Below are 21,220 nucleotides of genomic sequence, written 5' to 3' on the forward strand. Positions count from 1 at the left end.
GGGCGCATACGCGCCCTTTCTCAGTTATAACCCGTGCCGTCTTTCATACGATCAGGGCTGTTGGGAGAGGGCGGGTTACGCTCCGAATCCACCTGGGCATGTTCTGTGCGGCGTGGCTTTTCTGCTTGATCTCTTTTTTCGTTTTCGGCATTTCGCGTTTGTTCAGTCATGGCTCACCTCGCATTGCGTGGTTATGAATGGCTCATAAGGTGTGACTGAACTTATACAGACCCGTTCAATGTTTTCGGCTAACGGTCATTGCAGTGTCTGAAACGTCGGCTGCTCGGCTATCAATGTCTTTAGCAGCTCGTTGACCTGCCGGGTAAAGGTATCGGTAATCGCTTCGCCGGTTGTATGTCCCATGAAGGGAAGAAACCAGATACCCATCCAGGTCTTGATGGAATCATCGTTACGGTGCCGGGCAACTGGGTGCAGGCTAGGGTCGAATAACTCGCCTGTCAGGGTAAAGTTGTCCTTGGCCACGCCGGGGACAATAAATAGCGTTGCGCCGGTAAGCATGCCGCTAGCAACAGAAGCTGCCATGGCGCTGTGGTTGTATAGCTTCAACTTGAGTACGTAATCACCAGGCTCGGCACGATCAGGCGCCAGGCTGTAATGACTGAAGAGCTCCGAGGCCTGCAATGCCTGGATGAGGGCCGGTTCCAGACCTTCACGCGCTACTGGAATGGATCGGGCAGCCCCATCGCCGGGTTCGCCACGGTAGAAATTGAATTCCACGTGTAATCCAGGACGGGCGAAAGACGGCGAAGCGATGGGCGCTGGTGTAGGGGCGACCTGATCGCCTGGAAACACCGCACATCCTGATAGGGTCAGAAGCAGAACGAGTCCCAGTTTACGAAGCATATATCATCCTGTTATCTGTCGTGCAGGCATAAAAAAAGCCCAGCTTTGCAGCGGGGCTTTTTCGAGAAGTCGGGGTAGTTAGACTACCTGAACCTCATCAGCCTGCAGGCCCTTCTGGCCTTGCACGACCAGGAAGGAAACGGCTTGACCTTCCTTCAGGCTCTTGAAGCCAGTGCTCTGAATGGCACGGTAGTGTACGAAAACGTCCGGGCCGCTCTGCGGAGTGATGAAGCCGAAGCCTTTTTCATCGTTGAACCACTTGACGGTACCGGTTTGGCGAGTAGACATGGATTGCTCCCTGAACAAAGATTTTTGACAGCGCTGGAACTGCCCAGGCTGCGACTGAGTGCAAAGAGTCACCACTGCTAAGCGTGGCCATGGCCTCGCCGATAAACGGTACACGTGCAACACAGTGCAGGCACTGTAACGCTTTCGAAGATTTTGTCTAGCCCTTTTGCCAGGGCATTTCATGGTTTATCGGTTGAGCAGAATATGTCAGGTATGATAGTGGCTTCTCAATGAGGTACTAGCATGGCTTTAATCGGGCGTTTTAATAGTCTGCAAATTATCAAGCGGACGGACTTTGGCTTATATCTGGATGCCGAGCAGGACGGTGAAATCCTGTTGCCGAACCGCTATATCCCGAAGGATCAGCCCATCGAGGCGGGTGATTGGATCAATGTATTCGTTTATCTCGACAGTGAAGACCGGATCATTGCGACGACTCAAAAGCCCAAGGTTCAGGTAGGGCAGTTCGCCAGTCTGAAAGTGGTCGAGGTCAACCGTATCGGAATTTTTCTGGATTGGGGCCTACCCAAGGACCTGTTGCTCCCGCACTCCGAAGAAAAGCGCCCGTTGCAGGTTGGGGATTACTGCGTGGTCTATGTCTATATTGATCAGCGCACCCACCGAATTACCGCAACGGCGCGCCTGGATCGATACCTGGATACCGTACCGGCGTCTTACACAAGCGGTCAGGCAGTCGATCTGCTGGTGGCCGAACAAACGCCCATGGGCTTCAAGGCCATTATCGAAGGGAAGCATTGGGGACTCATTCATCAAAATGAGGTCTTCAAGTTTCTGCGTAGCGGTATGCAGGAAAAGGGCTTTATCAAGGAAGTGCGCCCCGATGGAAAGATCAGTCTTTCCCTGCAACCGTTGGGACGTCAGGCTGTCGATGCGCTGGGTCAGCAGATACTTGGGCTGGCAAAAGCCCGCAATGGCGTTCTCGAAGTCAGCGACAAAAGCTCGCCAGAACTGATCAGCAAGCTGTTCGGCGTCAGCAAGGGGACGTTCAAGAAGGCCATTGGCGGTTTGTACAAACAGGGGCTGATCGTTATATACGACGACAGGATCGAATTACCTGAGACGGACGATTGATAGCCGCCTCACCTGAACATTGACGGAGGCAGAAATGATTCGTGAACTGGTGAGAATGGGTGATGAGCGCTTGTTGCGCATCGCCAAACCTGTGCCGGCATCCATGATTGGCAGCCAGGAGTTGGATGCGCTGGTGGCGGATATGTTCGAGACTATGAAACAAGCTGGTGGTGTGGGTTTGGCTGCTCCGCAGATCGGTGTGGATCTGCAGTTGTTCGTAATGGGCTTCGACAGCAGCGAACGCTACCCGGATGCACCGGCAGTGCCCCAAACCGTTGTTATCAATCCTGTGATAACGCCGTTGTCACAAGAGATGGAGGAGGGGTGGGAAGGCTGCCTTTCCATCCCCGGCCTGCGCGGTGTCGTTGATCGGTATGCCCGTATCCGTTACGAGGCAGTGGACGCGAGAGGCGAAACGATTGATCGGATCGCTGAGGGTTTTCATGCGCGCGTAGTTCAGCACGAGTACGATCATTTGATCGGGCGGCTCTACCCGTCGCGTATTACTGACTTTTCCCGGTTCGGATTCACGGATGTCCTCTTTCCGGAAACCTCACCGGCAGCTCAACGTTAGCAGGCTCAGCGTTGAGTCGTGAGCGTCTCGACTGCCCGTGTGAGACGCTCATAGTCCACCGCGCCGCTAAGCTGGGTTGCTTCTTCGTAGGCTTGGCCTTCCAGACGGATTAGTAAGGTGGGTACCGCTGTAATACCCAGTGTCTGGGCCAGCGCTTCATCGTCGAGCACGCTCTGGGTATGGCGATTTTCTTCAAGCGCCACACCTAATTCGAATGTATCGATGCCCTGCAGGTTCGCAATATCCAGCAGTATGTCGTCACGACCGATGTCGCGCCCTTGTTCAAAAAAGGCCTTGAATATCCCTCGATGCATGGCATCGAACTGTCCAGATTGCCGGGCATGTTCAGCCACTTCCAGTGCTCGTCGGCTACGGGGTTGCACGGGAGGCAGGCGCAATGTCAATTCCCGTTCTTCCGCCATGGGATATACCGCTCGCGCCCATGTACTGCGTAAGTAATGGCTATCCGGGATAAGGGTTGGGATGGGGTCTGGTCTCAATTCGAAGGCATGCCATGTAACGGTCAGCCTGTCGCCATAATGCGCCTTCAGTTGATCGAGCAGCGGCAATTCCAGATAACAGAATGGGCAGACGTAATCGCTCCAGACGTCGATGTGGATAGGCAGTGTGCTCATAGGACCCTCCTTTGCAGGAACGACAGGCGTAGACTCTTGACTCTCGTTATGCCTGTCGGTTCGCAGGGGAAAAGCCCGTATTCCGCTGCAATAGCGGTAGAACGTGTTCAGACAGCAGGGGCGCCAGAGCAACCTCATAAGGTGGTGTCAGCGGTATCCAGGCCAGCGCCTCAAGCTCCGCCGCTACAGCCAGCGAGGGTGTATCTACATAAGCCATGAAAAGCTCTGCCTCAATCATGGTGTCTGGCTCGTTGGCAGCGGGCGCCTGGAAGAGGCCGAGCGGCTGGCAGGTCTCGGTATCCAGCAGCAAATTCAATTCTTCCTGAATCTCTCGTGCAAGTGCTTCGAGACCGCTTTCGCCTGCTTCCAGTTTGCCGCCAGGCAACATGAAGAATCGGGTATGTCGTTTACGTACCACGAGTAATTCGTTTGCCGGGTTGAGCAGGCAAGCGGCGGCAATTTTTAGGCGAGTAATAGGCATGACACATCCTTGTCTTGGAAGAGGGCCGCTATTGTCCGCACCTTGGTCAGTACTGACCAGCCCTATGCGCAGCTGGGTATGAGGAATTGATGCGAAAACCAGAGGTAATCGATTTTTCCAACATTTCACAGAAAAACCTTTAAAGGCGGTGTATACCGATGCCGGTTATCGTGAATAGCGCTACTTGACAAAATCGAAACGAACTCCTCCGTGCCGCTGAAGTCACCTTATTAACGCGCAGTTTTATGTCTTTTGAGTCACCGCTGCGCTTACCAGCCGCTATTGTGCGGAAAAACGTAAAAATGGTGGGACCAAGCTATGACATCACCCTACGAGAGTAATACTCGAGAAAGCCAGCAGCAGAGTATGCCGTCTGCCCAAGAACAGGCCGAAGCCATGAAAGATAAGGCCCGGAGTGTGGCGGACAATGCAATGGTGCAAGGTAAAGGTCAGATTGATCGTTACAGCGACAAAGCCGCCAATGAAATCGAAACCGTCGCTAACAGTTTCAAGGCGGCAGCGTCGGAGCTGAGCGACCAGGATCGTGCCGGTCTTTCAGGCTATGTCTCCGATATCGCCCAAAGCATGGCCGGGTTAGCTGATACGCTACGTGGCAAAAGCGCTGATGAGTTGATCCAGGAAGCAGGCCGACTGGCCCGTGAAAACCCGGCACTCTTTTTGACCAGCAGCATCGCTATTGGCTTCGGACTGTCTCGCTTCGCCAAGGCCAGCAGCCGCAAAGCCAATACCTCCGGCATGGAGATGTCGTCCTCGAACACCAGCGGCTCCGGAGTAGGTTCCGATCTGTCCTCCGGTTCGTCCTATACCGCTCGGGCAGGTGCAACGGGTGAAACCATGACCACACCGCCAACGCTGGGCGAGAGCGACAAGGAAACATCCTGTCGTGTAATGGGCTCCAGTGCGGCCATGGGAACCACATCTTCGGTTAACCATGCCGGTATGGGGGGCTTTGAGCATTCAGATGGCACGCGGACTATAGATCCGGCATCCCAGACCAGCACACCTGTTATCGCCGAACAGGAAAGCACCTATCAAAACAGTACCTCCCAGTTGCCTAAAGGCGATACCACGGCCACTACCTCAATTGTCCGTCCAGTGCCTACATCCGACTTGGGCGATACCCCACCCTATGGTTCCCCCGCGCTTGATCCTGATCGTGCATCAACCACAGCGCTAGGCAATACCAAGAAGGACACTAACGGAGGTCTGTAATCATGAAAGAACAACCGAACCTACGTGATGCTACCTATCAAGAAGAGACTGGCATCGATTCAAATTCAACCTCGATTGCAGGTCTGGTGCGTCAGCTGACACGCGAAGTGCCTTCTCTGTTTACCAAGGAATTAGCACTAGCCAAGGCTGAGATTACCGAAGCCTTGAATACTACCAAGGCTGCCACAATCAGCATGGCATCAGGCGGTATTGTTTTGATGGCCGGTTTTATCATGCTGCTGCTTTCAGCCGTTCTTGGGCTGAGCCAGGTCATGGCGCCCTGGTTGGCCGCCCTGATCGTGGGCGGTGTGGTGTGCGTAGTGGGTCTGGTAATGGTATCTGCGGGCAAGAAAAAACTTGACCCTGCGGCGTTCAGGCCAGAGCGAACCATTAATAGCATGCAGAAAGATAAAGAAGCCGTGAAGGGGAAAGTAGCATGAGTACCGATACCCATAGCCGACTAGACGCTGAATCGCAAAAAGATCCTGCGACTCTTGAGCGTGAAATCGATCAGCAGCGTGACAGTATCAACGATATCGTGAATGCGCTGGAAAGCCGCCTTTCTCCCGGCGAGTTGCTTGACAAGGCAATGACCTATGCCAAGGGCAATGGAGGCGAATTTATCAATAACCTGGGCTCGACCATCAAGGCGAACCCAGTGCCGACACTGCTTACCTCGGTTGGGCTCATGTGGATGATGATGGGCCAGAATCGCAGTCAGCCCTATACCAATGCAGGCATGTCCTCCACTGGTATCGTCGATTCGCTAAGGGACAAAGCTTCAGGCCTGAGCGACACATTACACGACAAGGCCAACAGTATGTCCGGCGCGGTACATGACAAGACAGACAGTATGAGAACGCAAACTCAGGGCTTTAAGGACAAGGCTGCGGACATGCGCAGCAGCACGTCTGACTCCATGAGTTCAGCCCGTCAGACTGTAAGCGAAAAAGCTCAGACTGCATCCGAAACCATGCGTAACCAGACGGCCAAGGCCAAAAGTGGTTTCCAGTATATGCTGGAAGAGCAGCCGTTGGCGCTGGGTGCCATTGGGATTGCAGTAGGTGCGCTACTTGGAGCGACCTTGCCTGCAACCGAGCGTGAAAATCGCTTGATGGGCAAGACCAGTGATCGGATCACTGACAAAGTGAAGATGAAAGCCGAGCAGGGTTATGCCAAGGCAACTGAAGTAGGGCAGGATCTGGCTGATCAGGCGACAAATCGTGTTAAGGAAGAAGCCGATCACATGTCTTCCAAGCATCAGGAACAAGAGCCACAGCGCGCATCACGCTCCATGTGATATGTGCTTTCCCGCTAGCGGCCTGCGCTCGGTAGGCCGCTAGAATTTCTCTAGCTTTTGATTGGATTCTCCTGAGTCGTATCGGGTATAGCGGCCTCTAACGGAGGTACGAACGTGCATCGATATGTCACGATCCACTTTTCCCCGTATCCCTTTCTTTTTTCGTCTATAGAAAGCCTTTGTTGGGACTTTATTGAGTTCTGTCAGAATACTCTGTCTACGAACACCCTCCTGGCTTCACAGGTCCTACCTGGCACCACCGAAAAACTGAAAAGGTGTGCGACGGGACTAATGGTTTGAAACAGGCCCTTTCGTAGAGGTCTTAATGTGGAGGAAGGGCAGGAGATCGAAATGAGTGTATTTAAAATAGCAACGTGCGGGCTTGGGCTGGCGTTGGTGTTGGCCGCCAATACAGGTATTGCAGACGAGTTTGATAGACGTGCGATACCCCGAACCTATATAAGCCCCGGAGCGTCCGGAAGCATCGAGACGCAGCAGCGTAGCCAGCACTATAATCTATACGGTGGCCAGGCTGTCCCGCGTGGAACGGTTCGGGAGTACCGCTCTTATTCCAGCGGACAGTATGAACAGCGAGGCTCGATTCGCCAGAGCACGGAATACCCTGGCGGAATCGAAATTGAACGGACACCGGGCTCTACAACCAACCGGCTTGAACGTCGTCAGTGAGTCATGGCCGCTGTTTCGGAAGGCTTGTCACTGCTCAGACGCTCCACCAATACCAATGCCTTCTCGAAAGAAGGATAGCCGCTCTTGGCAACGTCAAGATCGCTGTAGCTGTCCTTGTAGGTTTCCGCTCGAATAGGGTCTGCTTCAGTTACCAGGTAAGGCTTGGAATAGACCTGATAGAGCATTGCATAGGCCAGCGGATACTCTTTCTTGGCTGAGGTTTCCAGCAGGGACAGCACGTCATCTGCTTGCGGGCCTTGCTTGATCATTACCAGCGCCTTGTAGAACTCGATCTCACCGGTGCCTTCTTCAGCTTTGTCGGTTTGCATCGAGGCGCGGTTGAGCAAGGCGTCAGCCAGTTTGAGTTCATCTTCCCCTCCGGATACTACAAGCATCTTTGCCTGGAGGAGGTCATTCTGGGTGAGCAGATGCAGTTCTTCCTGAGTAAGTTGAGGGGATTTACTGGCGCAGCCTACCAGCAATGCGGTAGCGAAAAGAGGAATCCATTTTTTCATAATAGATCGTTTGATCCCTTGTCTAGCCATCTGAAGCAGCTTGTCTTCGACGGTGGTGGTGCCAACGAGTTCACTACTCATCATATCTCGTCTGCGGAAAAGCGCTTTATAATCGAACCGCTGGGCGCTTTCGTGGTCGGATCTCCCAACGCTCGGGGTCGAGCGCTTTTAGACGTCCATTTAATCGGTCACTGAGAGCCTCATGCTGAGCATTGTAACCCGATGAACGGCTGTTTAGACTGCCATAGTATTGCTCCCACAGATCAAAGGACGCCCATGATCACCAAATGTCTGTTCCCGGCCGCCGGCTACGGCACTCGCTTTCTTCCAGCAACCAAAGCGATGCCGAAGGAAATGCTGCCCATCGTGAACAAGCCCCTGGTCCAGTACGCCGTTGAAGAGGCACTCGACGCTGGGCTCAAGCAAATTGCTATGGTCACCGGGCGTGGCAAGCGCTCTCTGGAAGACCATTTCGATATCAGCTACGAGCTGGAAAGCCAGATCAAGAATACCGCGAAGGAAAAGTACCTGACCGGGATTCGCCGCCTGATCGACGAATGCTCCTTCTCTTATACCCGTCAGATCGAAATGAAAGGTCTGGGTCATGCCATTTTGACTGGCCGTCCTCTGATCGGTGACGAGCCGTTCGCCGTTGTGCTGGCGGACGACCTGTGCCTGAACCTCGAAGGCGATGGCGTTCTGAAGCAAATGGTCAAACTGTACAACCAGTTCCGCTGCTCCATCGTGGCTATCCAGGAAGTACCTGCGAACGAAACACACAAGTACGGTGTGATCTCGGGCGAAATGATCCGTGATGATATCTATCGTGTGAACAACATGGTTGAGAAGCCCAAGCCGGAAGATGCACCTTCCAACCTGGCGATCATTGGCCGTTACATCCTGACGCCTGATATTTTCGACCTGATCGAGCAGACCGAGCCGGGCAAGGGCGGTGAAATCCAGATTACTGATGCCCTGATGAAGCAGGCTCAGGACGGTTGTGTTCTGGCTTACAAGTTCAAGGGTCAGCGTTTCGACTGCGGTAGTGCGGAAGGCTTCGTTGAAGCAACCAACTTCTGCTTCGAGAACGTCTACAAGGAGCTCTGATCTCCTTGTTAGCCTGTGTTTGACAGAAGCCACCTTAGGGTGGCTTCTGTCGTTTAAGGCAACAGTATTTTCGTCAGCAGCGATGCAGGTGCGTTAAGCTGATGAGCAGTTGAGCCGATCAGGATTCGTCATGACATACGATTTTGACCTTTTTATCATCGGTGCGGGTTCGGGCGGTGTTCGTGCAGCGCGTTTTTCCGCCGATTTTGGTGCTCGCGTGGCCGTAGCGGAAAGCCGCTACCTGGGCGGCACCTGCGTAAATGTCGGCTGTATGCCGAAAAAGTATTTCGTCTACGGGGCTTCGTTCCATGACGAGTTCAGGCAGTCGCGCAGTTATGGTTGGAAGGTCGAGGAACAGGGGTTCGATTGGCAGAATCTGCTAGCCAATAAAGACCATGAGATTCGTCGACTGAACGGCATCTATCGTGCACTGCTCATCAACAGCGGTGTGACACTGCTGGAAGACCATGCGCGAATCATTGATGCGCATACTGTCGAAGTAACGGGCAAGCGCTACACCACCGAGCGAATCCTCATCGCTACAGGCGGTTGGCCCTCAGTGCCCGAGTTGCCTGGTCGTGAACACATCATTACGTCCAATGAAGCCTTTTATCTGGATAAGCTGCCCGAGCGAATGATCATCGTGGGTGGCGGTTATATCGCGATCGAATTTGCATCGATCTTTCACGGCTTGGGCGTGAAGGCGACTCTCATGTACCGCAAGGAGTTATTCCTGCGCGGGTTTGATGACTGCGTACGGGTGCATCTGCGAGATGAATTGCTCAAGCGAGGCCACGATCTGCAGTTTAATGCGGAAATTGCCCGTATCGACAAGCAGAGCGATGGCAGTTTGAAGGTTACGCTCAAGGATGGCCGTGTTCAGGAAACTGACTGCGTGTTCTATGCGACAGGCCGTCGCCCCATGCTGGATAACTTGGGCCTGGAAAACGTTGGCGTCGAGCTCGATGAACGTGGCTTTGTGAAGGTGGATGAAGCCTTCCAGACCACGGAGCCCTCAGTGTATGCGATTGGGGATATCATTGGCCGTGTGCAGCTGACGCCTGTTGCCCTGGCAGAGGCCATGACCTTGGCCCGCAGCCTGTACAAGCCTGAAAGTTACAAGCCACTTGATTACAACCTCATCGCTAGCGCGGTTTACAGCTTGCCTAACGTCGGAACGGTAGGACTGAGTGAAGAGCAGGCTCGTGAAAAGGGCTACAAGCTCAGGATTTTCCAGACGACCTTCAAGCCTACCAAGCTTAGCCTGACCAATGAGACGGAGCGTACGCTCATGAAGCTGGTCGTGGACGCCGAGACTGATAAGGTGCTGGGTTGCCATATGGTCGGGCCCGATGCTCCCGAGCAGATCCAGTGTCTGGCAGTGGCTCTCAAGGCCGGTGCAACCAAAAGCTGCTTTGATGACACCATCGGTATTCACCCGACAGCAGCGGAAGAATGGGTGACCATGCGTTCCCCAGTGAGGGAAGACTGATTTACGTAATACATAAAAAAGGCCGGTAGTGACCGGCCTTTTTTATAGGTGAAGCAAAAGAATTCAGTGCGCCTTGGCTACCTTGGTCTCACTGGCGGTTGTCTCTTCACGCCGCCCGTAGCGCTGTGCCAATACCGCACACACCATCAGCTGGATCTGATGAAACAGCATGATGGGTAGCAGAATGGCACCCATGCTGCTACTAGCGAATAACACCTTGGCCATCGGCACGCCAGTCGCCAGACTCTTCTTGGAGCCGCAAAACACCACTGCGATCTCGTCTTCTTTGTTAAAGCCCAACAGGCGCGACGTATAGCGGGTAATCAGCAGCGCCAGGGTGAGGATTACCGAGCAGACTGCAGCAAGACCCAGCAAAGCGGTCAGTGGAATGGATGACCAGAGGCCTTCAAGAATGGCAGCGCTGAACGCAGTATAGACAACAAGCAGAATGGAGCCCTGATCGACAAACTTGAGGCTGGACTTGTGTTTGTCGACCCATCCGCCAATCCAGCGGCGCAGGATTTGACCCGCAATAAAGGGAACCAGAAGCTGAAGGAAAATCTTGGTAATGGCATCTAGGGTGGACATGCCATTGGTGTCTCCACTGCTTTGCGTGTCCAGCAGCAGGCTTACCAGGAGCGGTGTCAGGAACACACCAATCAGGCTGGACGCCGAGGCACTGCACACGGCGGCAGGCACGTTGCCGCGGCCCATTGAAACAAAGGCGATGGAGGACTGTACGGTTGCCGGTAGGGCACACATATACAGTACGCCCATGTAAAGCTCAGACGTGACAAGGGGCGAAAGCAGCGGCTTGAGCGCCCAGCCCAGCAGCGGGAATAACAGGAAGGTGCAGCAGAAGATCAGGAGATGAAGGCGCCAGTGGGTAACGCCCGCTACAATGGCCTCGCGTGATAGCTTGGCGCCATGCAGAAAAAACAACAGGCCAATGGCGATGTTGGTGATCACATTGAGTACCCCGGCAGCGGTTCCGCTACAGGGAAAGATGCTAGCCAACGTGACGGTTGCTATCAGGTACAACGTAAAGTTGTCGGGTAAAAAGCGTGGACGAGCCATTCACATCTCTCGAACAGTTGTTGAGTCTGACTTCGCAGTCTACTGTGGTGTGATTATTCCGACTAACGTCAAAAAGGCTTTCAATGTCGCCTAACGGACAATCCGCTGAGTTACGCCGGCAGATTCCTTCTCTCAAAGCGCTGCCTCGCCCGGTTTATGCCCGGGCCGAGTCGCTGGCACGTGGCTCCTGGACGCCTTGGCATAGTCATCCGTGGGCGCAGCTCTCCTACGCCATCAAGGGGGTGCTTTCGGTGCACACTCGCGCGGGTAGTTTTGTCGCACCTCCTCAGCGGGCTGTGTGGATTCCGGCGGGGCTGGAGCATGAGGTGCGCTCTTCAGCCGAGGCTGAAATGCGCAGCCTCTACCTAGGACCGCAGCTATTGCCGAACCGGGGGGCCGAGTGTCGGGTACTGAGCGTCAGTTTGCTGTTGCGCGAACTGATACGAACGTTTACGACCTTTCCTGTCGAGTACGATGAAGAAGGCAGCGAAGGACGCCTGGTCGAGGTGCTGATCGATCAACTGGCAATCGCGCCTCATATGGCGTTGTCGCTGCCATTACCAGCAGATGCTCGACTGCGCCGATTGTGTGAACACTTGCAGCAAGCGCCGGATGATCAGCGTACCCTGGCGGAGTGGGCATTACTGCTGGGGGCTTCCGAAAAAACCCTGAGTAGACATTTTCAGCGGGAAACCGGTCTTACCTTCAGAGCCTGGCGGCAGAAGCTGCGTCTGCTAAGCGCACTGACCCTGCTTGAGCGGGGGGACAGTGTCACGGCGGTAGCTTTGAGTTGCGGCTATGATTCGCCGTCAGCCTTTATCGCTGCGTTTCGAGCGCAGTTCGGAACAACGCCGGGTGACTTCTTTACCCTCTGATGGAGCCCTCGATGGTTTCGCTGTTTTATCTGTGCGATCTATTTGGCGTTGCCGTTTTCGCTATTACCGGCGCCCTGATGGCCGGGCGCAAAGCAATGGATCTGTTTGGTGTTCTGGTAGTGGCCTTGGTAACTGCACTGGGTGGCGGAACCCTGCGAGACGTGATTCTGGGGTTGCATCCGGTAAGCTGGATACGGGACGACACCTACATTGCAGTGGTTGTCTTTGCCACTTTAGGTACGGTGCTGTGGGTACGTCTGACGCGACCGATACCGGAAAAAGCGCTTCTGATCGCCGATGCATTTGGTCTGGCAGTGTTTACCGTGATCGGAACGGAAGTCGCCCTGCGTCAGCAGGTACCTTTAAGCACAGCCGTCATCATGGGTGTCATGACCGGTGTGGCTGGTGGTGTCATCCGAGACATTATCTGCAATGACATTCCACTGATCTTTCATAAGGAGATCTACGCTACACCCTGTATTCTCGGCTCGCTGGTATACATCGGGCTGAGCCGCCTGGCGCTGCCGGCAGAGCTGGTCACAGGCGTTGCGATGCTGGTAGTGCTTGTCATTCGGCTTGCCGCGATCCGTTGGCATTTCGCCTTGCCTCGCATGCAGTTGCTTGACCGTAACCGGTAGTGCTCAAACCAGAAAGATCTCCCAGGGCCGAAACAGGCGCGACAATACATGGGATGGCAGGATAGGCTCCGGCGCCGGGCCGTTGGCTGTGTTGAACGCCTCGACAGCATAGCGCTTAGCGGCAAGACTGGACTCATCCAGCGGTAGCCGTCGGGCACGCTCCCAGGGAAAGCGATCATCACCCGGACGGAGCCATTGCCATGCCCAAAGCGGCACTTCAATACAGCGAGCCCCTGTGACTACACAGGCAAAGCTGGCGGCACGGCCTGTCGCTTCGTGATCGGCATGACCATCCTCGCGCCAGGCGGTGAACACCGTATCGGTCGACTTGATGAGTGCCGCCAGTTGTTCGCTAAGTCGTTGTTCTTCATTGCTGGCAATGCCGTCGGAAAAGTCCAGCCGGCAGATGTCGACGGACTCCAGGCACAGCCGTCGGCTGGCTTCACGACTTTCCGGCAGGGTAGGTACATGGAAAACCGGTTGGCTGCCCAGCCCTTGCTTGTATTCACCGCGCGTTACGCTGACTAAAAGAACTTTGCGCCCCAGCTCGGCAAGCTGGGCCAATAAGCCGCCACAGCCCAGAATTTCGTCGTCCGAATGGGGCGCGATAATTACGGCCCGTCGACCTGGCGGGACCAAATGATTGGCATCGACTTCCGGAATTCCGGCAAATCGGGGCCAAGCGGCCCACTCCTGCGCAGAGGCGCTTTTTTCCTCCAGGGTGCGGGTATTGAGCGTCGTCATATCGCTGTTCCTCGTGCGAGGCTACTACCTCGCATAATGCCGAACTGATATTGGGCGCTTTTGAGGCACATCAACAGTACAGGCGAATCATTTACTCCATACCTAACGTTTTTCGCTGCGCAGCGGTAATCCTCTGGCGCACGGTTGCGTAATCTGCCCAAGGATCATCTTGCCGATGATCCAAATGGTCGAACAGCGTTTCCAGTGTCCACTGGTCGCCTCGTTCAAGTGTTTTCAGCTCCTCACGGCCTATAGGGACCGATACGCCCAGACCCGGGCGTGCCCGTAGCGAATAGGCCGATACCGTGGTAGCACCTTCGCGATTGCGCAGGTAATCGATAAAGATCTTGCCGACTCTGTTCTGCGCGCCCATCTTGGCGGAGAAGCGCTCTGGAATAACCGCCGCCATATGCTGAGCAATGGCCTGTGCAAAGTCTTTCACGCTATCCCAGTCATCTCTGCGTTGCAGAGGAACAACAATGTGCAGGCCCTTGCCGCCACTGGTCTTGATAAAGGCTTTGAAGCCCAGCTCATCCAGCAGGGTCAGCAACAGCTCCGTTGCCTCCAGCATCTGTTTCCAGGGCAGTTTGGGATCAGGATCAAGATCGAAGATCATGCGATCCGGTTTACCGATCTGGTCAGCCCTGGCGTTCCAGGTATGCAGTTCGACTGTGCCCATCTGCGTAGCGCCCAGCAGTGCCTCAAGGCTATCAATCACCATAAGCGGTGCATGGCCTGGATCCAGAGCCGGGTCCAATTCGCGGATATGCGGGATTGCCAGGGTTTGCTTGTGCTTCTGGAATATCTGTTCGCCCTTGATGCCTTCAGGAGTCCGTACCAAGGCAACCGGCCGGTTTTTTAGGTGCGGCAACATCCATGGCGCAATACGCTCGTAGTACTCTGCGACGTCTAGCTTGGTGGTTTTTGAAGACGGATCGATAACGCGCTCTGGGTGGCTGATGCGCACGCCTGCGACTTCAGCACCCTCTTTTTTCGTTGAGGCTAACGCTTTCTTTGGCGCAAGGGACGAAGCCTTACGCGGGACGACCTGCGCCTGTTCAAGCCCAATATCCTGAGCCGGCTTGTCTTGCCGCAACCCATGAAAAACACCCTGGCGTACAATTCCGTCGTTGGTGATGGCGGCAAACGCTACTTCACACAGTAATTCCGGCTTGAGCCACGTAACGCCGCGGGCTTGAGCACCCCGAGGCGGGTTCTTAAAGGGGGAGGTGTCAGTTGTGCAGGGCTGCATATGCTCATGGAGTGCAGCCAGGCTTTCCCGGGTAAATCCCGTTCCGATCTTTCCTGCAAAGCGTAGTGAGCCGTCCTTGTCATGCAGGCCGATCAGCAGCGCGCCAAAATGACTTCTTGCTCCCTGGGGTTGGGTATAGCCGCCAATGACGAACTCCTGCCGGCGCTTGCACTTAAGCTTGATCCAGTCGTTGCTGCGCCTGGAGGTATACGGGCTGCCGGCACGTTTTCCAATGACACCTTCCAGGCCAATGGCGCAGGCACTTTCCAGTATCTTGTCGGCGGGTACGTCGAAGGCTTCCGAATACCGTATGACGTTAGACTGGGTGTTATCCAGTACGGCTTTGAGAGCACGACGACGTTCTTCGAGTGGATAACTGCGCAGGTCCGTACCGTTACAGAACGGCATATCGAACAGGTAGTAGAGGATGGTGGTGTTTCGGCCGGTATCGAAAGCGTTTTGCAGGGCCTGGAAATCAGAGACGCCATTGTCGTCGAGTACGATAATTTCGCCATCAAGCCAACCATTATCCAGGCTAAGTGCTGAGAGAGCCTTTGCCTGTTCTGGCAGACGATGGGTCCAATCCTTGCCGTTGCGTGTGATAAAGCTGACCTTGCCATCATCAATACGGGTCAACAGGCGATACCCGTCAAACTTGATTTCATAGAGCCAATCGCCTGCCGGGGGCGCGTCGACCAGCGTGGCCAGTTGGGCTTCGACCATTTCAGGCAGTGCCAAAGGCGCAGCGGAAGATGTTGCCTTTGCCGCCGTGGTACGGGCCCGCCTGGGTTTTGCTGGCTCCGCTGCCTTGGCAACAGGCGTCGCTGTCTTACCCAGTCGCGGTAATGTCTTCTCGCTCAGTACGCTGTCAGGTAGAGCCTCGGTTACGTCATATTCGCTATGAGGTTTGGCGTCAGCGTCTTTTTCTTTGATCAGCAGCCACTGCTCTTTTTTGCCGTTGCCATGCAGGCGCGTGCGCACCAGCGTCCAGTTGCCCTTGAGCTTTTCGCCTTGCAGCTCGAACTTGAGCTTGCCCGCCGCATAATCGGTAGCTGCATCGCCATGGGGTATCCAAATGCCATGATCCCAGACGATGACGTCACCACCGCCGTATTCGCCTTCTGGAATACTGCCCTCAAAGGTGCCGTATTCGATCGGATGATCTTCAACGTGAACAGCCAGGCGCTTTTCCTTGGGGTCATAGCTGGGACCTTTAGGAATGGCCCAGCTCTTCAAGGTGCCGTCCAGCTCCAAACGAAAGTCATAATGCAGCCGGCGTGCATCATGTTTCTGAATGACGAACTGTAGCGCTTCGGGCGAGGTGCGCGCGTGGGGCGCATTGCCTTCAGGCTCTGCAGTCACCTTGAAGTTTCGCTTACGGGAGTACTCGCTCAGCGGGTTCGCCATGGCCGGGTTCCTTATTTGGCTGCTTTACGGCCTTTGGGTGAGGCGGTACCTGACGAGCGTCGGGTGGTGCTGGTGCGCTTTGGCTTTGCCTTGGCGGGTTGGGCTTTTTCGTCGTCGTTCTCGGGCGGCGTGCGTGTGCCTCTCAGGCTACGTTTGAGCAGCTCGGTAAGGTCAATGACATCGGCCGTACGTTTGGGTGCTTCCTGTTCAGGCGCTTCAAGCGTTTCAAGCTTGCCCTCACGTACCTTGCGCTCAACCAGCTTCATGACGTTGTCTTCGAAGGTGTCATGGTATTGCTCCGGATCCCACGACTCGGTCATGTCTTCAACCAGGCGCTCGGCCATGTCGATCTCGCGCTTGGACACCTTGGCGTCCAGGTCTTCAAGACCCACGTCCTCGGCTGAGCGAACCTCGTTGGCCCAGCGCAAGGTGTTGAGCACGAGCGTATCGCCCAAGGGCATGATTACAGCAAGGTGCTGCTTGGTGTGCATCACGACGTTGGCTACGCCAACCTTGCCGGTGCGTTTGAGTGTCTCTCGCAAAAGGATGTATACCTTCTCGCTGTGTTTCTCAGGAGATAGAAAATAGGGCTTTTCGAAGTGCAGGATGGAAATCTCGCTGGCCTCGACAAATGCCAGAATATCGATCGTCTGGGTGGCTTCCGGCAGGGCGTTGTGAATCTCCTCGTCGCTAAGCACGACATACTCGCCTTTTTCGTGCTCGATACCTTTGACGATGTTTTCCCGCGAGACCTCTTTGCCCGTATTCTTGTTGACGCGCTTGTAGCCCACCGGGTCCATGCTGCGCTTGTCCAGCCAGTCGAAATCGATTCCATGGCTGGAGGTGGCGGATACCAGGGAAACCGGAATATTGACCAGTCCAAAACTGACGGCGCCTTTCCAAATCGAACGTGGCATACCGGTTACCTCCAGGTGTGTGCTTTCCAGTTTTGAGTTGGCCGCTGCGTCCGAGGTTCCAAAGCGCCATGACGGACGGGGAACCAGATACGTTTCAAAGGCTCTACCCGTGACTGTCGAGGCAAAGCGCGCCTGCTATACACTGGCAGCGCATGGCCTTCTGGCTTACCGATTGAGTGAATTGAATGGATAGTGTGGATTCGAGCGTGTTGCGCAGCGCCTTGGCTTGGCGTCGGGAAGGGCATCGCGTTGTGTTGTTTACGGTGGTTCAGACCTGGGGAAGCTCCCCGCGTCCACCGGGTGCCATGTTGGCTCTGCGGGACGATGGTCGTGCTGCCGGCTCGGTTTCTGGCGGCTGCATCGAAGATGATCTGATTGAGCGCATGCATGATGGCCGGATTCCCGAAACTGGAATAGAACTCATCACCTACGGTGTGACGCAGGAGGAGGCCGCTCGGTTCGGGCTTCCCTGTGGCGGAACGCTGCGTTTGGTGCAGGAGCCTTTAGGTGATCCACAGTGGATTGCCGATCTACTGAGCCGCTGTGACAATCACGAGCTGGTGGCCCGGCAGCTTGAGCTTGGCAGCGGAGCCGTTCAGTTGTTTTCGGCGCAGGCGGACGACGCCCTGCATTTGGATGGGCAGACCTTGCGTGTCGTCTATGGCCCGCGTTGGCGATTGCTGTTGATTGGCGCAGGTCAGCTGTCCCGCTACGTTTCCGAAATGGCTCACATGCTGGATTTCGACGTGTTGATCTGCGATCCGCGGCAGGAATTCAACCACGGCTGGGAGACTTCAAAGGCGCGTTTCGTCCCGGGTATGCCAGACGATGCGGTGCTTTCCATTGTTCCTGATGAGCGGACGGCGATCGTGGCGCTGACTCACGATCCGCGTCTGGATGACATGGCGCTTCTGACTGCGCTCAAGTCCTCGGCCTTCTATGTCGGCGCGCTGGGCTCGTTGGGTAACAGTCGTAAGCGTCGGGAGCGCTTGGCCTTGTTTGATTTGAGCGAGGATGAAATCGATCGCTTGCACGGCCCTATTGGCCTGCATATCGGTAGCCATACGCCGGCCGAGATTGCTGTTTCACTGCTGGCCGAAGTGGTCGCTGTAAAAAATGGTGTTGCGCTGACACAAAAGAAACAGCCCAAGCCTGTTGTCGATCAAGTGGCCTGACGTGGCTGATTCGCTGTGTGTGATCGTGATGGCGGCCGGGCAGAGCAGTCGCTTTCGCGCCCAGGCTGGGACTGACAAGCTGCTGGCCAGGTATGAAACTGGGGTAGGCGAGTCGACCCGCGTGCTTCAGCAAACTTTGCGCAACCTCAAGGGTATCGGGCAGCGGCGGGTGGTCGTGACCCGACCGGATAACGGAGAGGTGGCGGCTCTCGCCAGACGCGAAGGCTTTGACGTACTGGCCGTACAAACTCAGGGGATGGGCGAAACACTGGCGCAGGCGATTGCGGCCGAGCCAAATCATCGAGGTTGGTTGATCGCCTTGGGCGACATGCCGTTTATACAGCCGGAGACGTTCCGTCAGATAGCCGAGGCGGTGTCAGAGGACGTGATTGCCGTGCCGTTCTGCCCTCTAAAGAACAGCGTTTCACAAGCATCCAGTAATTCTCCAGACGGCACTCCTGTGGCCGGCACTCCGGTGGCCGGCAATCCGGTGGCGTTTGGCCGTCGTTACTTCAAGGCGTTGTGTGCGCTCACGGGCGACCGTGGCGGGCGAGGGCTGTTTGGGCAAGGTGAGCTACGCTGGGTAGAGTGCAGTGATCCCGGCATCTATCGTGACGTGGATGTGCCTGACGATTTGAATCGCACCTGACGGTACGTAAGCTTCTTCCAATCGAACTTGCGCGGCGGCTGCCTTTCATAACGAAAATGCGCACTTCGTTTCGTGGGAGCATCCATGAGGTCAGATATCCAACCGGTTCTCGATTATTTGAAAGAGTACGACATGCTGCTGGTGACAGCCGAGTCCTGCACGGCAGGGCGGGTTATTCACCTGCTGTCTGAAATTCCAGGCAGTGGATCCTGTCTTGATGCCGGTTATGTCGTTTATTCTCCTGCTGCCAAGCAGCGTTTGCTGGGCGTTCACCCGTACACGATCGATACGTTCAACCTGACGAGTGAAGAGGTGGCGCGGGAAATGGCCATCGGTGCTCTGCATGACAGTGATGCAGCGGTCGCCATCTCTAACACGGGGCTTGCAGGCCCGGATGGAGTAGATGGAATACCTCCTGGCACCGTATGCTTTGGCTGGGGCTTTCGTTATCAGGGCGAGCTGGTAGTCTTCTCCCGAACCGAGCGGTTCTTTGGTGGCCGGGAGGACGTGCAATTGGCAGCAGCCGTCTACAGTTTGACGAATATTCCATTATTCCATGCACGACTATTACGCGGAGAGAGAGGCTAAACGCATGTCAGACGATTACGAATCCATTCAGCGTGACATTATCAAGGCACTCGAAATACCCGCCGAATTCGATGCCCAGCGTGAGGCCGAGCTGCGTATCAAATTTCTCAAGGACTATCTGATCAAGACCGGCATGGAGGCGTATGTGCTGGGTATCAGCGGAGGGGTAGATTCCTCGACTGCAGGTCGTCTCGCCCAGTTGGCCGTCGAGCAGGCTCGTAGTGAAGGTCACAACGCCCGCTTCATTGCCATGCGGCTGCCCTATGGCGTGCAGAAGGATGAAGAAGATGCCCAGCGCGCATTAGGCTTCATTCAGGCGGACGAGGTGCTGACCGTGAATATCAAGCCGGCTACCGACGGGATGCTGCAGGGCTTGCAGGACAGCAAGCTGGCCTTTCGTGATGAGGGGCAGCAGGATTTCGTCATGGGCAATGTCAAGGCGCGTCAGCGCATGATTGCTCAGTATGCGGTGGCGGGTGCCCGCAAGGGGCTGGTCATCGGGACTGACCATGGTGCGGAAGCACTGATGGGGTTCTACACGAAGTTTGGCGACGGTGCCTGCGACCTGACTCCGCTGCATGGGTTGAACAAGCGCCGTGTACGCATGATTTGCGAATACCTGGGTGCGCCTGACAATCTTGTGCACAAGGTTCCCACGGCGGATCTGGAATCACTGTCGCCCGGTAAGCCGGACGAAGAGGCGTTTGGCATTAGCTACGCCGAAATCGATGATTTCCTTGAAGGCAAGAAGGTCAGTGACCATGCCTATCAGGTTATTTTCAAATACTACAGCGGTTCGCATCATAAGCGAGCCCTACCTGTCACGCCGTATTCCTGAGACCAAACAAAAGGCCCGCATCATGCGGGCCTTCTGCCAAGGCAATACTCAATCAGCTGAGCTGGGCCTTGAGTTCGTCACGCAACATCGTCTTGATCTTGATGAGGTGCTCTTCCTCATGGCGCATAGGCACTTCGAAGCTGGAAGCAATATTGGGATGGTTCGCCTGGCGAGCCAGCTCGATTAGCAACTCCCATGCAGCATTGTCTGTCAGCTCGATGGTCAGCATGGCATTGAGGCATTGCGCCATGTTGGTTCTGGGGTCTGTCAGTACCTGGATAATTCCTTGAGCCATGGTGCCAGAGACATGGGCGCAAGGCGTCATGGCAGTAGGGTCCGCACCCAGTGTTTCGATGGAGTCACGTAGCAGCTGCATGTGCTCGGCTTCCTGCTGCTGGATAGTCCTGAGCGTTTCCAGAAGCTCCGGGCGGGCATCGGGTGCTGCGGCGACCTTGGCAATGAAGGCTTCATACAGACGAACCCCGGTGCGCTCGTAGGCTAGGCGCTCGCCTAGTTTGTCGAGAAGCAATTCAGGGTTTTTACCCATCATTTTGTCCAGGCCGGTTTTCAGTACGCCTTTCACCGAGCCTGGTGGAGGAACGGAACCGACCTGCTCATCAATAGCTTCATGCTCACGAATGAACTTGACGCGCTCCTCAGTAATGCGCGAGGCATCGCCTGGGGGGATATCCTGGCGGAACTGCTCAGTAGCCTCAATTTGTCTTTTGGTGTCCTCCGGGGACATTTGTGCGCCGGTGCGATTCAACCCCATGGGTGCAGAAGTAGTCATGG

25 protein-coding genes are annotated in these 21,220 nt (G+C 55.3%); 14 read left to right on the forward strand and 11 right to left on the reverse strand.

Annotated elements, in window-relative coordinates; all coding sequences use genetic code 11:
- Positions 1 to 20: 20 nt before the first annotated feature.
- The 3 genes from GM154_RS09340 to GM154_RS09350 form a co-directional block, all read right to left on the reverse strand.
- Positions 21 to 170 carry a hypothetical protein gene (locus tag GM154_RS09340; RefSeq protein WP_010798070.1) on the reverse strand — a complete coding sequence of 50 codons (150 nt, stop codon included), beginning with the start codon at positions 168 to 170 and terminating at the stop codon, positions 21 to 23.
- A gap of 85 nt (positions 171 to 255) precedes the next feature.
- Positions 256 to 864 (reverse strand): hypothetical protein, encoded by a 609-nt coding sequence (locus GM154_RS09345; protein WP_219652041.1) that lies wholly within the window; start codon positions 862 to 864, stop codon positions 256 to 258.
- Positions 865 to 942: 78 nt separating this feature from the next.
- The gene (locus GM154_RS09350) at positions 943 to 1,152 is read right to left on the reverse strand and encodes a cold-shock protein (protein WP_010798072.1); all 210 of its coding nucleotides are present in this window, start codon (positions 1,150 to 1,152) and stop codon (positions 943 to 945) included.
- Positions 1,153 to 1,395: 243 nt separating this feature from the next.
- Here GM154_RS09350 and GM154_RS09355 point away from each other — a divergent pair, with 243 nt between their 5' ends.
- Complete coding sequence (locus GM154_RS09355; RefSeq protein WP_150347545.1) at positions 1,396 to 2,244, forward strand: S1 RNA-binding domain-containing protein; 849 nt, start codon at positions 1,396 to 1,398, stop codon at positions 2,242 to 2,244.
- Positions 2,245 to 2,278: 34 nt separating this feature from the next.
- Positions 2,279 to 2,818: a peptide deformylase gene (def, locus tag GM154_RS09360; RefSeq protein WP_074825436.1), complete on the forward strand. Its 540-nt coding sequence runs from the start codon at positions 2,279 to 2,281 to the stop codon at positions 2,816 to 2,818.
- Positions 2,819 to 2,823: 5 nt separating this feature from the next.
- Here the strand turns inward: def and GM154_RS09365 are convergent, their stop codons facing one another.
- Both GM154_RS09365 and GM154_RS09370 read right to left on the reverse strand, forming a co-directional pair.
- The gene (locus GM154_RS09365) at positions 2,824 to 3,453 is read right to left on the reverse strand and encodes a DsbA family protein (RefSeq protein WP_219652043.1); all 630 of its coding nucleotides are present in this window, start codon (positions 3,451 to 3,453) and stop codon (positions 2,824 to 2,826) included.
- A gap of 46 nt (positions 3,454 to 3,499) precedes the next feature.
- Positions 3,500 to 3,934, reverse strand: coding sequence for an NUDIX domain-containing protein (locus tag GM154_RS09370; protein WP_125888000.1), 435 nt, complete (start codon positions 3,932 to 3,934; stop codon positions 3,500 to 3,502).
- Between the two features lie 318 nt (positions 3,935 to 4,252).
- On the opposite strand from GM154_RS09370, the gene GM154_RS09375 reads away from it, so the two are divergent.
- The 4 genes from GM154_RS09375 (at position 4,253) to GM154_RS09390 (ending at position 7,154) form a co-directional block, all read left to right on the forward strand.
- Complete coding sequence (locus tag GM154_RS09375) at positions 4,253 to 5,167, forward strand: hypothetical protein (RefSeq protein ID WP_010798077.1); 915 nt, start codon at positions 4,253 to 4,255, stop codon at positions 5,165 to 5,167.
- Positions 5,168 to 5,169: 2 nt separating this feature from the next.
- Positions 5,170 to 5,607 (forward strand): phage holin family protein, encoded by a 438-nt coding sequence (locus GM154_RS09380; RefSeq protein WP_219652045.1) that lies wholly within the window; start codon positions 5,170 to 5,172, stop codon positions 5,605 to 5,607.
- Complete coding sequence (locus tag GM154_RS09385; RefSeq protein ID WP_010798079.1) at positions 5,604 to 6,467, forward strand: DUF3618 domain-containing protein; 864 nt, start codon at positions 5,604 to 5,606, stop codon at positions 6,465 to 6,467. Before GM154_RS09380 ends, GM154_RS09385 begins: the two co-directional genes overlap by 4 nt.
- Before the next feature lie 351 nt (positions 6,468 to 6,818).
- Positions 6,819 to 7,154: a hypothetical protein gene (locus tag GM154_RS09390; RefSeq protein ID WP_219652046.1), complete on the forward strand. Its 336-nt coding sequence runs from the start codon at positions 6,819 to 6,821 to the stop codon at positions 7,152 to 7,154.
- Here the strand turns inward: GM154_RS09390 and GM154_RS09395 are convergent.
- Positions 7,148 to 7,669 carry a hypothetical protein gene (locus tag GM154_RS09395; RefSeq protein WP_100217730.1) on the reverse strand — a complete coding sequence of 174 codons (522 nt, stop codon included), beginning with the start codon at positions 7,667 to 7,669 and terminating at the stop codon, positions 7,148 to 7,150. The genes GM154_RS09390 and GM154_RS09395 overlap by 7 nt on opposite strands.
- 276 nt (positions 7,670 to 7,945) lie before the next feature.
- On the opposite strand from GM154_RS09395, the gene galU reads away from it, so the two are divergent.
- On the forward strand, positions 7,946 to 8,776 hold the full coding sequence (gene galU, locus GM154_RS09400) for a UTP--glucose-1-phosphate uridylyltransferase GalU (RefSeq protein ID WP_010798082.1): 831 nt from the start codon (positions 7,946 to 7,948) through the stop codon (positions 8,774 to 8,776).
- A gap of 130 nt (positions 8,777 to 8,906) precedes the next feature.
- Positions 8,907 to 10,268, forward strand: a complete 1,362-nt coding sequence (gene gorA, locus GM154_RS09405; RefSeq protein WP_219652047.1) for a glutathione-disulfide reductase — start codon at positions 8,907 to 8,909, stop codon at positions 10,266 to 10,268.
- A gap of 63 nt (positions 10,269 to 10,331) precedes the next feature.
- On the opposite strand, the gene GM154_RS09410 is transcribed toward gorA, so the two are convergent.
- Positions 10,332 to 11,345 carry a bile acid:sodium symporter family protein gene (locus tag GM154_RS09410; protein WP_219652048.1) on the reverse strand — a complete coding sequence of 338 codons (1,014 nt, stop codon included), beginning with the start codon at positions 11,343 to 11,345 and terminating at the stop codon, positions 10,332 to 10,334.
- An 83-nt stretch (positions 11,346 to 11,428) separates the two neighbouring features.
- On the opposite strand from GM154_RS09410, the gene GM154_RS09415 reads away from it, so the two are divergent.
- Positions 11,429 to 12,220 (forward strand): helix-turn-helix transcriptional regulator, encoded by a 792-nt coding sequence (locus GM154_RS09415; protein ID WP_019365026.1) that lies wholly within the window; start codon positions 11,429 to 11,431, stop codon positions 12,218 to 12,220.
- Between the two features lie 11 nt (positions 12,221 to 12,231).
- Positions 12,232 to 12,858, forward strand: coding sequence for a trimeric intracellular cation channel family protein (locus tag GM154_RS09420; protein ID WP_019365025.1), 627 nt, complete (start codon positions 12,232 to 12,234; stop codon positions 12,856 to 12,858).
- A gap of 3 nt (positions 12,859 to 12,861) precedes the next feature.
- Here the strand turns inward: GM154_RS09420 and GM154_RS09425 are convergent, their stop codons facing one another.
- The 3 genes from GM154_RS09425 to GM154_RS09435 form a co-directional block, all read right to left on the reverse strand.
- A complete protein-coding gene (locus GM154_RS09425) occupies positions 12,862 to 13,602 on the reverse strand; it encodes a PIG-L deacetylase family protein (RefSeq protein WP_010798087.1) in 741 nt (246 codons plus the stop codon).
- Positions 13,603 to 13,693: 91 nt separating this feature from the next.
- Positions 13,694 to 16,261 carry a DNA ligase D gene (gene ligD, locus GM154_RS09430; protein ID WP_219652049.1) on the reverse strand — a complete coding sequence of 856 codons (2,568 nt, stop codon included), beginning with the start codon at positions 16,259 to 16,261 and terminating at the stop codon, positions 13,694 to 13,696.
- A gap of 11 nt (positions 16,262 to 16,272) precedes the next feature.
- A complete protein-coding gene (locus GM154_RS09435) occupies positions 16,273 to 17,178 on the reverse strand; it encodes a Ku protein (protein WP_197870317.1) in 906 nt (301 codons plus the stop codon).
- A gap of 185 nt (positions 17,179 to 17,363) precedes the next feature.
- Here GM154_RS09435 and GM154_RS09440 point away from each other — a divergent pair, with 185 nt between their 5' ends.
- The 4 genes from GM154_RS09440 to nadE all read left to right on the forward strand — a co-directional run bounded on the left by GM154_RS09440 (position 17,364) and on the right by nadE (position 20,428).
- Entirely contained in the window at positions 17,364 to 18,353 is a 990-nt protein-coding gene (locus GM154_RS09440; RefSeq protein WP_219652050.1) for an XdhC family protein, read from the forward strand.
- A gap of 1 nt (position 18,354) precedes the next feature.
- Entirely contained in the window at positions 18,355 to 19,002 is a 648-nt protein-coding gene (locus tag GM154_RS09445; RefSeq protein WP_219652051.1) for an NTP transferase domain-containing protein, read from the forward strand.
- 84 nt (positions 19,003 to 19,086) lie between these two features.
- Positions 19,087 to 19,590 carry a CinA family protein gene (locus GM154_RS09450; protein WP_010798092.1) on the forward strand — a complete coding sequence of 168 codons (504 nt, stop codon included), beginning with the start codon at positions 19,087 to 19,089 and terminating at the stop codon, positions 19,588 to 19,590.
- Between the two features lie 4 nt (positions 19,591 to 19,594).
- Positions 19,595 to 20,428: an ammonia-dependent NAD(+) synthetase gene (nadE, locus tag GM154_RS09455; RefSeq protein ID WP_074825458.1), complete on the forward strand. Its 834-nt coding sequence runs from the start codon at positions 19,595 to 19,597 to the stop codon at positions 20,426 to 20,428.
- Positions 20,429 to 20,480: 52 nt separating this feature from the next.
- On the opposite strand, the gene GM154_RS09460 is transcribed toward nadE, so the two are convergent.
- A complete protein-coding gene (locus GM154_RS09460; RefSeq protein ID WP_219652052.1) occupies positions 20,481 to 21,218 on the reverse strand; it encodes a ferritin-like domain-containing protein in 738 nt (245 codons plus the stop codon).
- Between the last annotated feature and the right edge of the window lie 2 nt (positions 21,219 to 21,220).

This window comes from Pseudomonas sp. MAG002Y, assembly GCF_019400845.1.
In the GTDB taxonomy this organism is placed as follows: Bacteria; Pseudomonadota; Gammaproteobacteria; order Pseudomonadales; family Pseudomonadaceae; genus Chryseomonas; species Chryseomonas luteola.

What these genes read in the sequence shown, in the direction of transcription:
- nadE (WP_074825458.1), top strand. Translation starts at nt 19,595, where the DNA reads ATGTCAGACGATTACGAATCCATTCAGCGTGACATTATCAAGGCACTC.
- GM154_RS09420 (WP_019365025.1), top strand. Translation starts at nt 12,232, where the DNA reads ATGGTTTCGCTGTTTTATCTGTGCGATCTATTTGGCGTTGCCGTTTTC.
- GM154_RS09375 (WP_010798077.1), top strand. Translation starts at nt 4,253, where the DNA reads ATGACATCACCCTACGAGAGTAATACTCGAGAAAGCCAGCAGCAGAGT.
- GM154_RS09410 (WP_219652048.1), bottom strand. Translation starts at nt 11,345, where the DNA reads ATGGCTCGTCCACGCTTTTTACCCGACAACTTTACGTTGTACCTGATA.
- GM154_RS09355 (WP_150347545.1), top strand. Translation starts at nt 1,396, where the DNA reads ATGGCTTTAATCGGGCGTTTTAATAGTCTGCAAATTATCAAGCGGACG.
- GM154_RS09440 (WP_219652050.1), top strand. Translation starts at nt 17,364, where the DNA reads ATGGATAGTGTGGATTCGAGCGTGTTGCGCAGCGCCTTGGCTTGGCGT.
- GM154_RS09345 (WP_219652041.1), bottom strand. Translation starts at nt 864, where the DNA reads ATGCTTCGTAAACTGGGACTCGTTCTGCTTCTGACCCTATCAGGATGT.
- GM154_RS09340 (WP_010798070.1), bottom strand. Translation starts at nt 170, where the DNA reads ATGACTGAACAAACGCGAAATGCCGAAAACGAAAAAAGAGATCAAGCA.
- GM154_RS09450 (WP_010798092.1), top strand. Translation starts at nt 19,087, where the DNA reads ATGAGGTCAGATATCCAACCGGTTCTCGATTATTTGAAAGAGTACGAC.
- GM154_RS09370 (WP_125888000.1), bottom strand. Translation starts at nt 3,934, where the DNA reads ATGCCTATTACTCGCCTAAAAATTGCCGCCGCTTGCCTGCTCAACCCG.
- def (WP_074825436.1), top strand. Translation starts at nt 2,279, where the DNA reads ATGATTCGTGAACTGGTGAGAATGGGTGATGAGCGCTTGTTGCGCATC.
- GM154_RS09380 (WP_219652045.1), top strand. Translation starts at nt 5,170, where the DNA reads ATGAAAGAACAACCGAACCTACGTGATGCTACCTATCAAGAAGAGACT.
- GM154_RS09350 (WP_010798072.1), bottom strand. Translation starts at nt 1,152, where the DNA reads ATGTCTACTCGCCAAACCGGTACCGTCAAGTGGTTCAACGATGAAAAA.
- GM154_RS09365 (WP_219652043.1), bottom strand. Translation starts at nt 3,453, where the DNA reads ATGAGCACACTGCCTATCCACATCGACGTCTGGAGCGATTACGTCTGC.
- GM154_RS09415 (WP_019365026.1), top strand. Translation starts at nt 11,429, where the DNA reads ATGTCGCCTAACGGACAATCCGCTGAGTTACGCCGGCAGATTCCTTCT.
- ligD (WP_219652049.1), bottom strand. Translation starts at nt 16,261, where the DNA reads ATGGCGAACCCGCTGAGCGAGTACTCCCGTAAGCGAAACTTCAAGGTG.
- galU (WP_010798082.1), top strand. Translation starts at nt 7,946, where the DNA reads ATGATCACCAAATGTCTGTTCCCGGCCGCCGGCTACGGCACTCGCTTT.
- GM154_RS09435 (WP_197870317.1), bottom strand. Translation starts at nt 17,178, where the DNA reads ATGCCACGTTCGATTTGGAAAGGCGCCGTCAGTTTTGGACTGGTCAAT.
- GM154_RS09385 (WP_010798079.1), top strand. Translation starts at nt 5,604, where the DNA reads ATGAGTACCGATACCCATAGCCGACTAGACGCTGAATCGCAAAAAGAT.
- GM154_RS09425 (WP_010798087.1), bottom strand. Translation starts at nt 13,602, where the DNA reads ATGACGACGCTCAATACCCGCACCCTGGAGGAAAAAAGCGCCTCTGCG.
- GM154_RS09390 (WP_219652046.1), top strand. Translation starts at nt 6,819, where the DNA reads ATGAGTGTATTTAAAATAGCAACGTGCGGGCTTGGGCTGGCGTTGGTG.
- GM154_RS09460 (WP_219652052.1), bottom strand. Translation starts at nt 21,218, where the DNA reads ATGACTACTTCTGCACCCATGGGGTTGAATCGCACCGGCGCACAAATG.
- gorA (WP_219652047.1), top strand. Translation starts at nt 8,907, where the DNA reads ATGACATACGATTTTGACCTTTTTATCATCGGTGCGGGTTCGGGCGGT.
- GM154_RS09395 (WP_100217730.1), bottom strand. Translation starts at nt 7,669, where the DNA reads ATGAAAAAATGGATTCCTCTTTTCGCTACCGCATTGCTGGTAGGCTGC.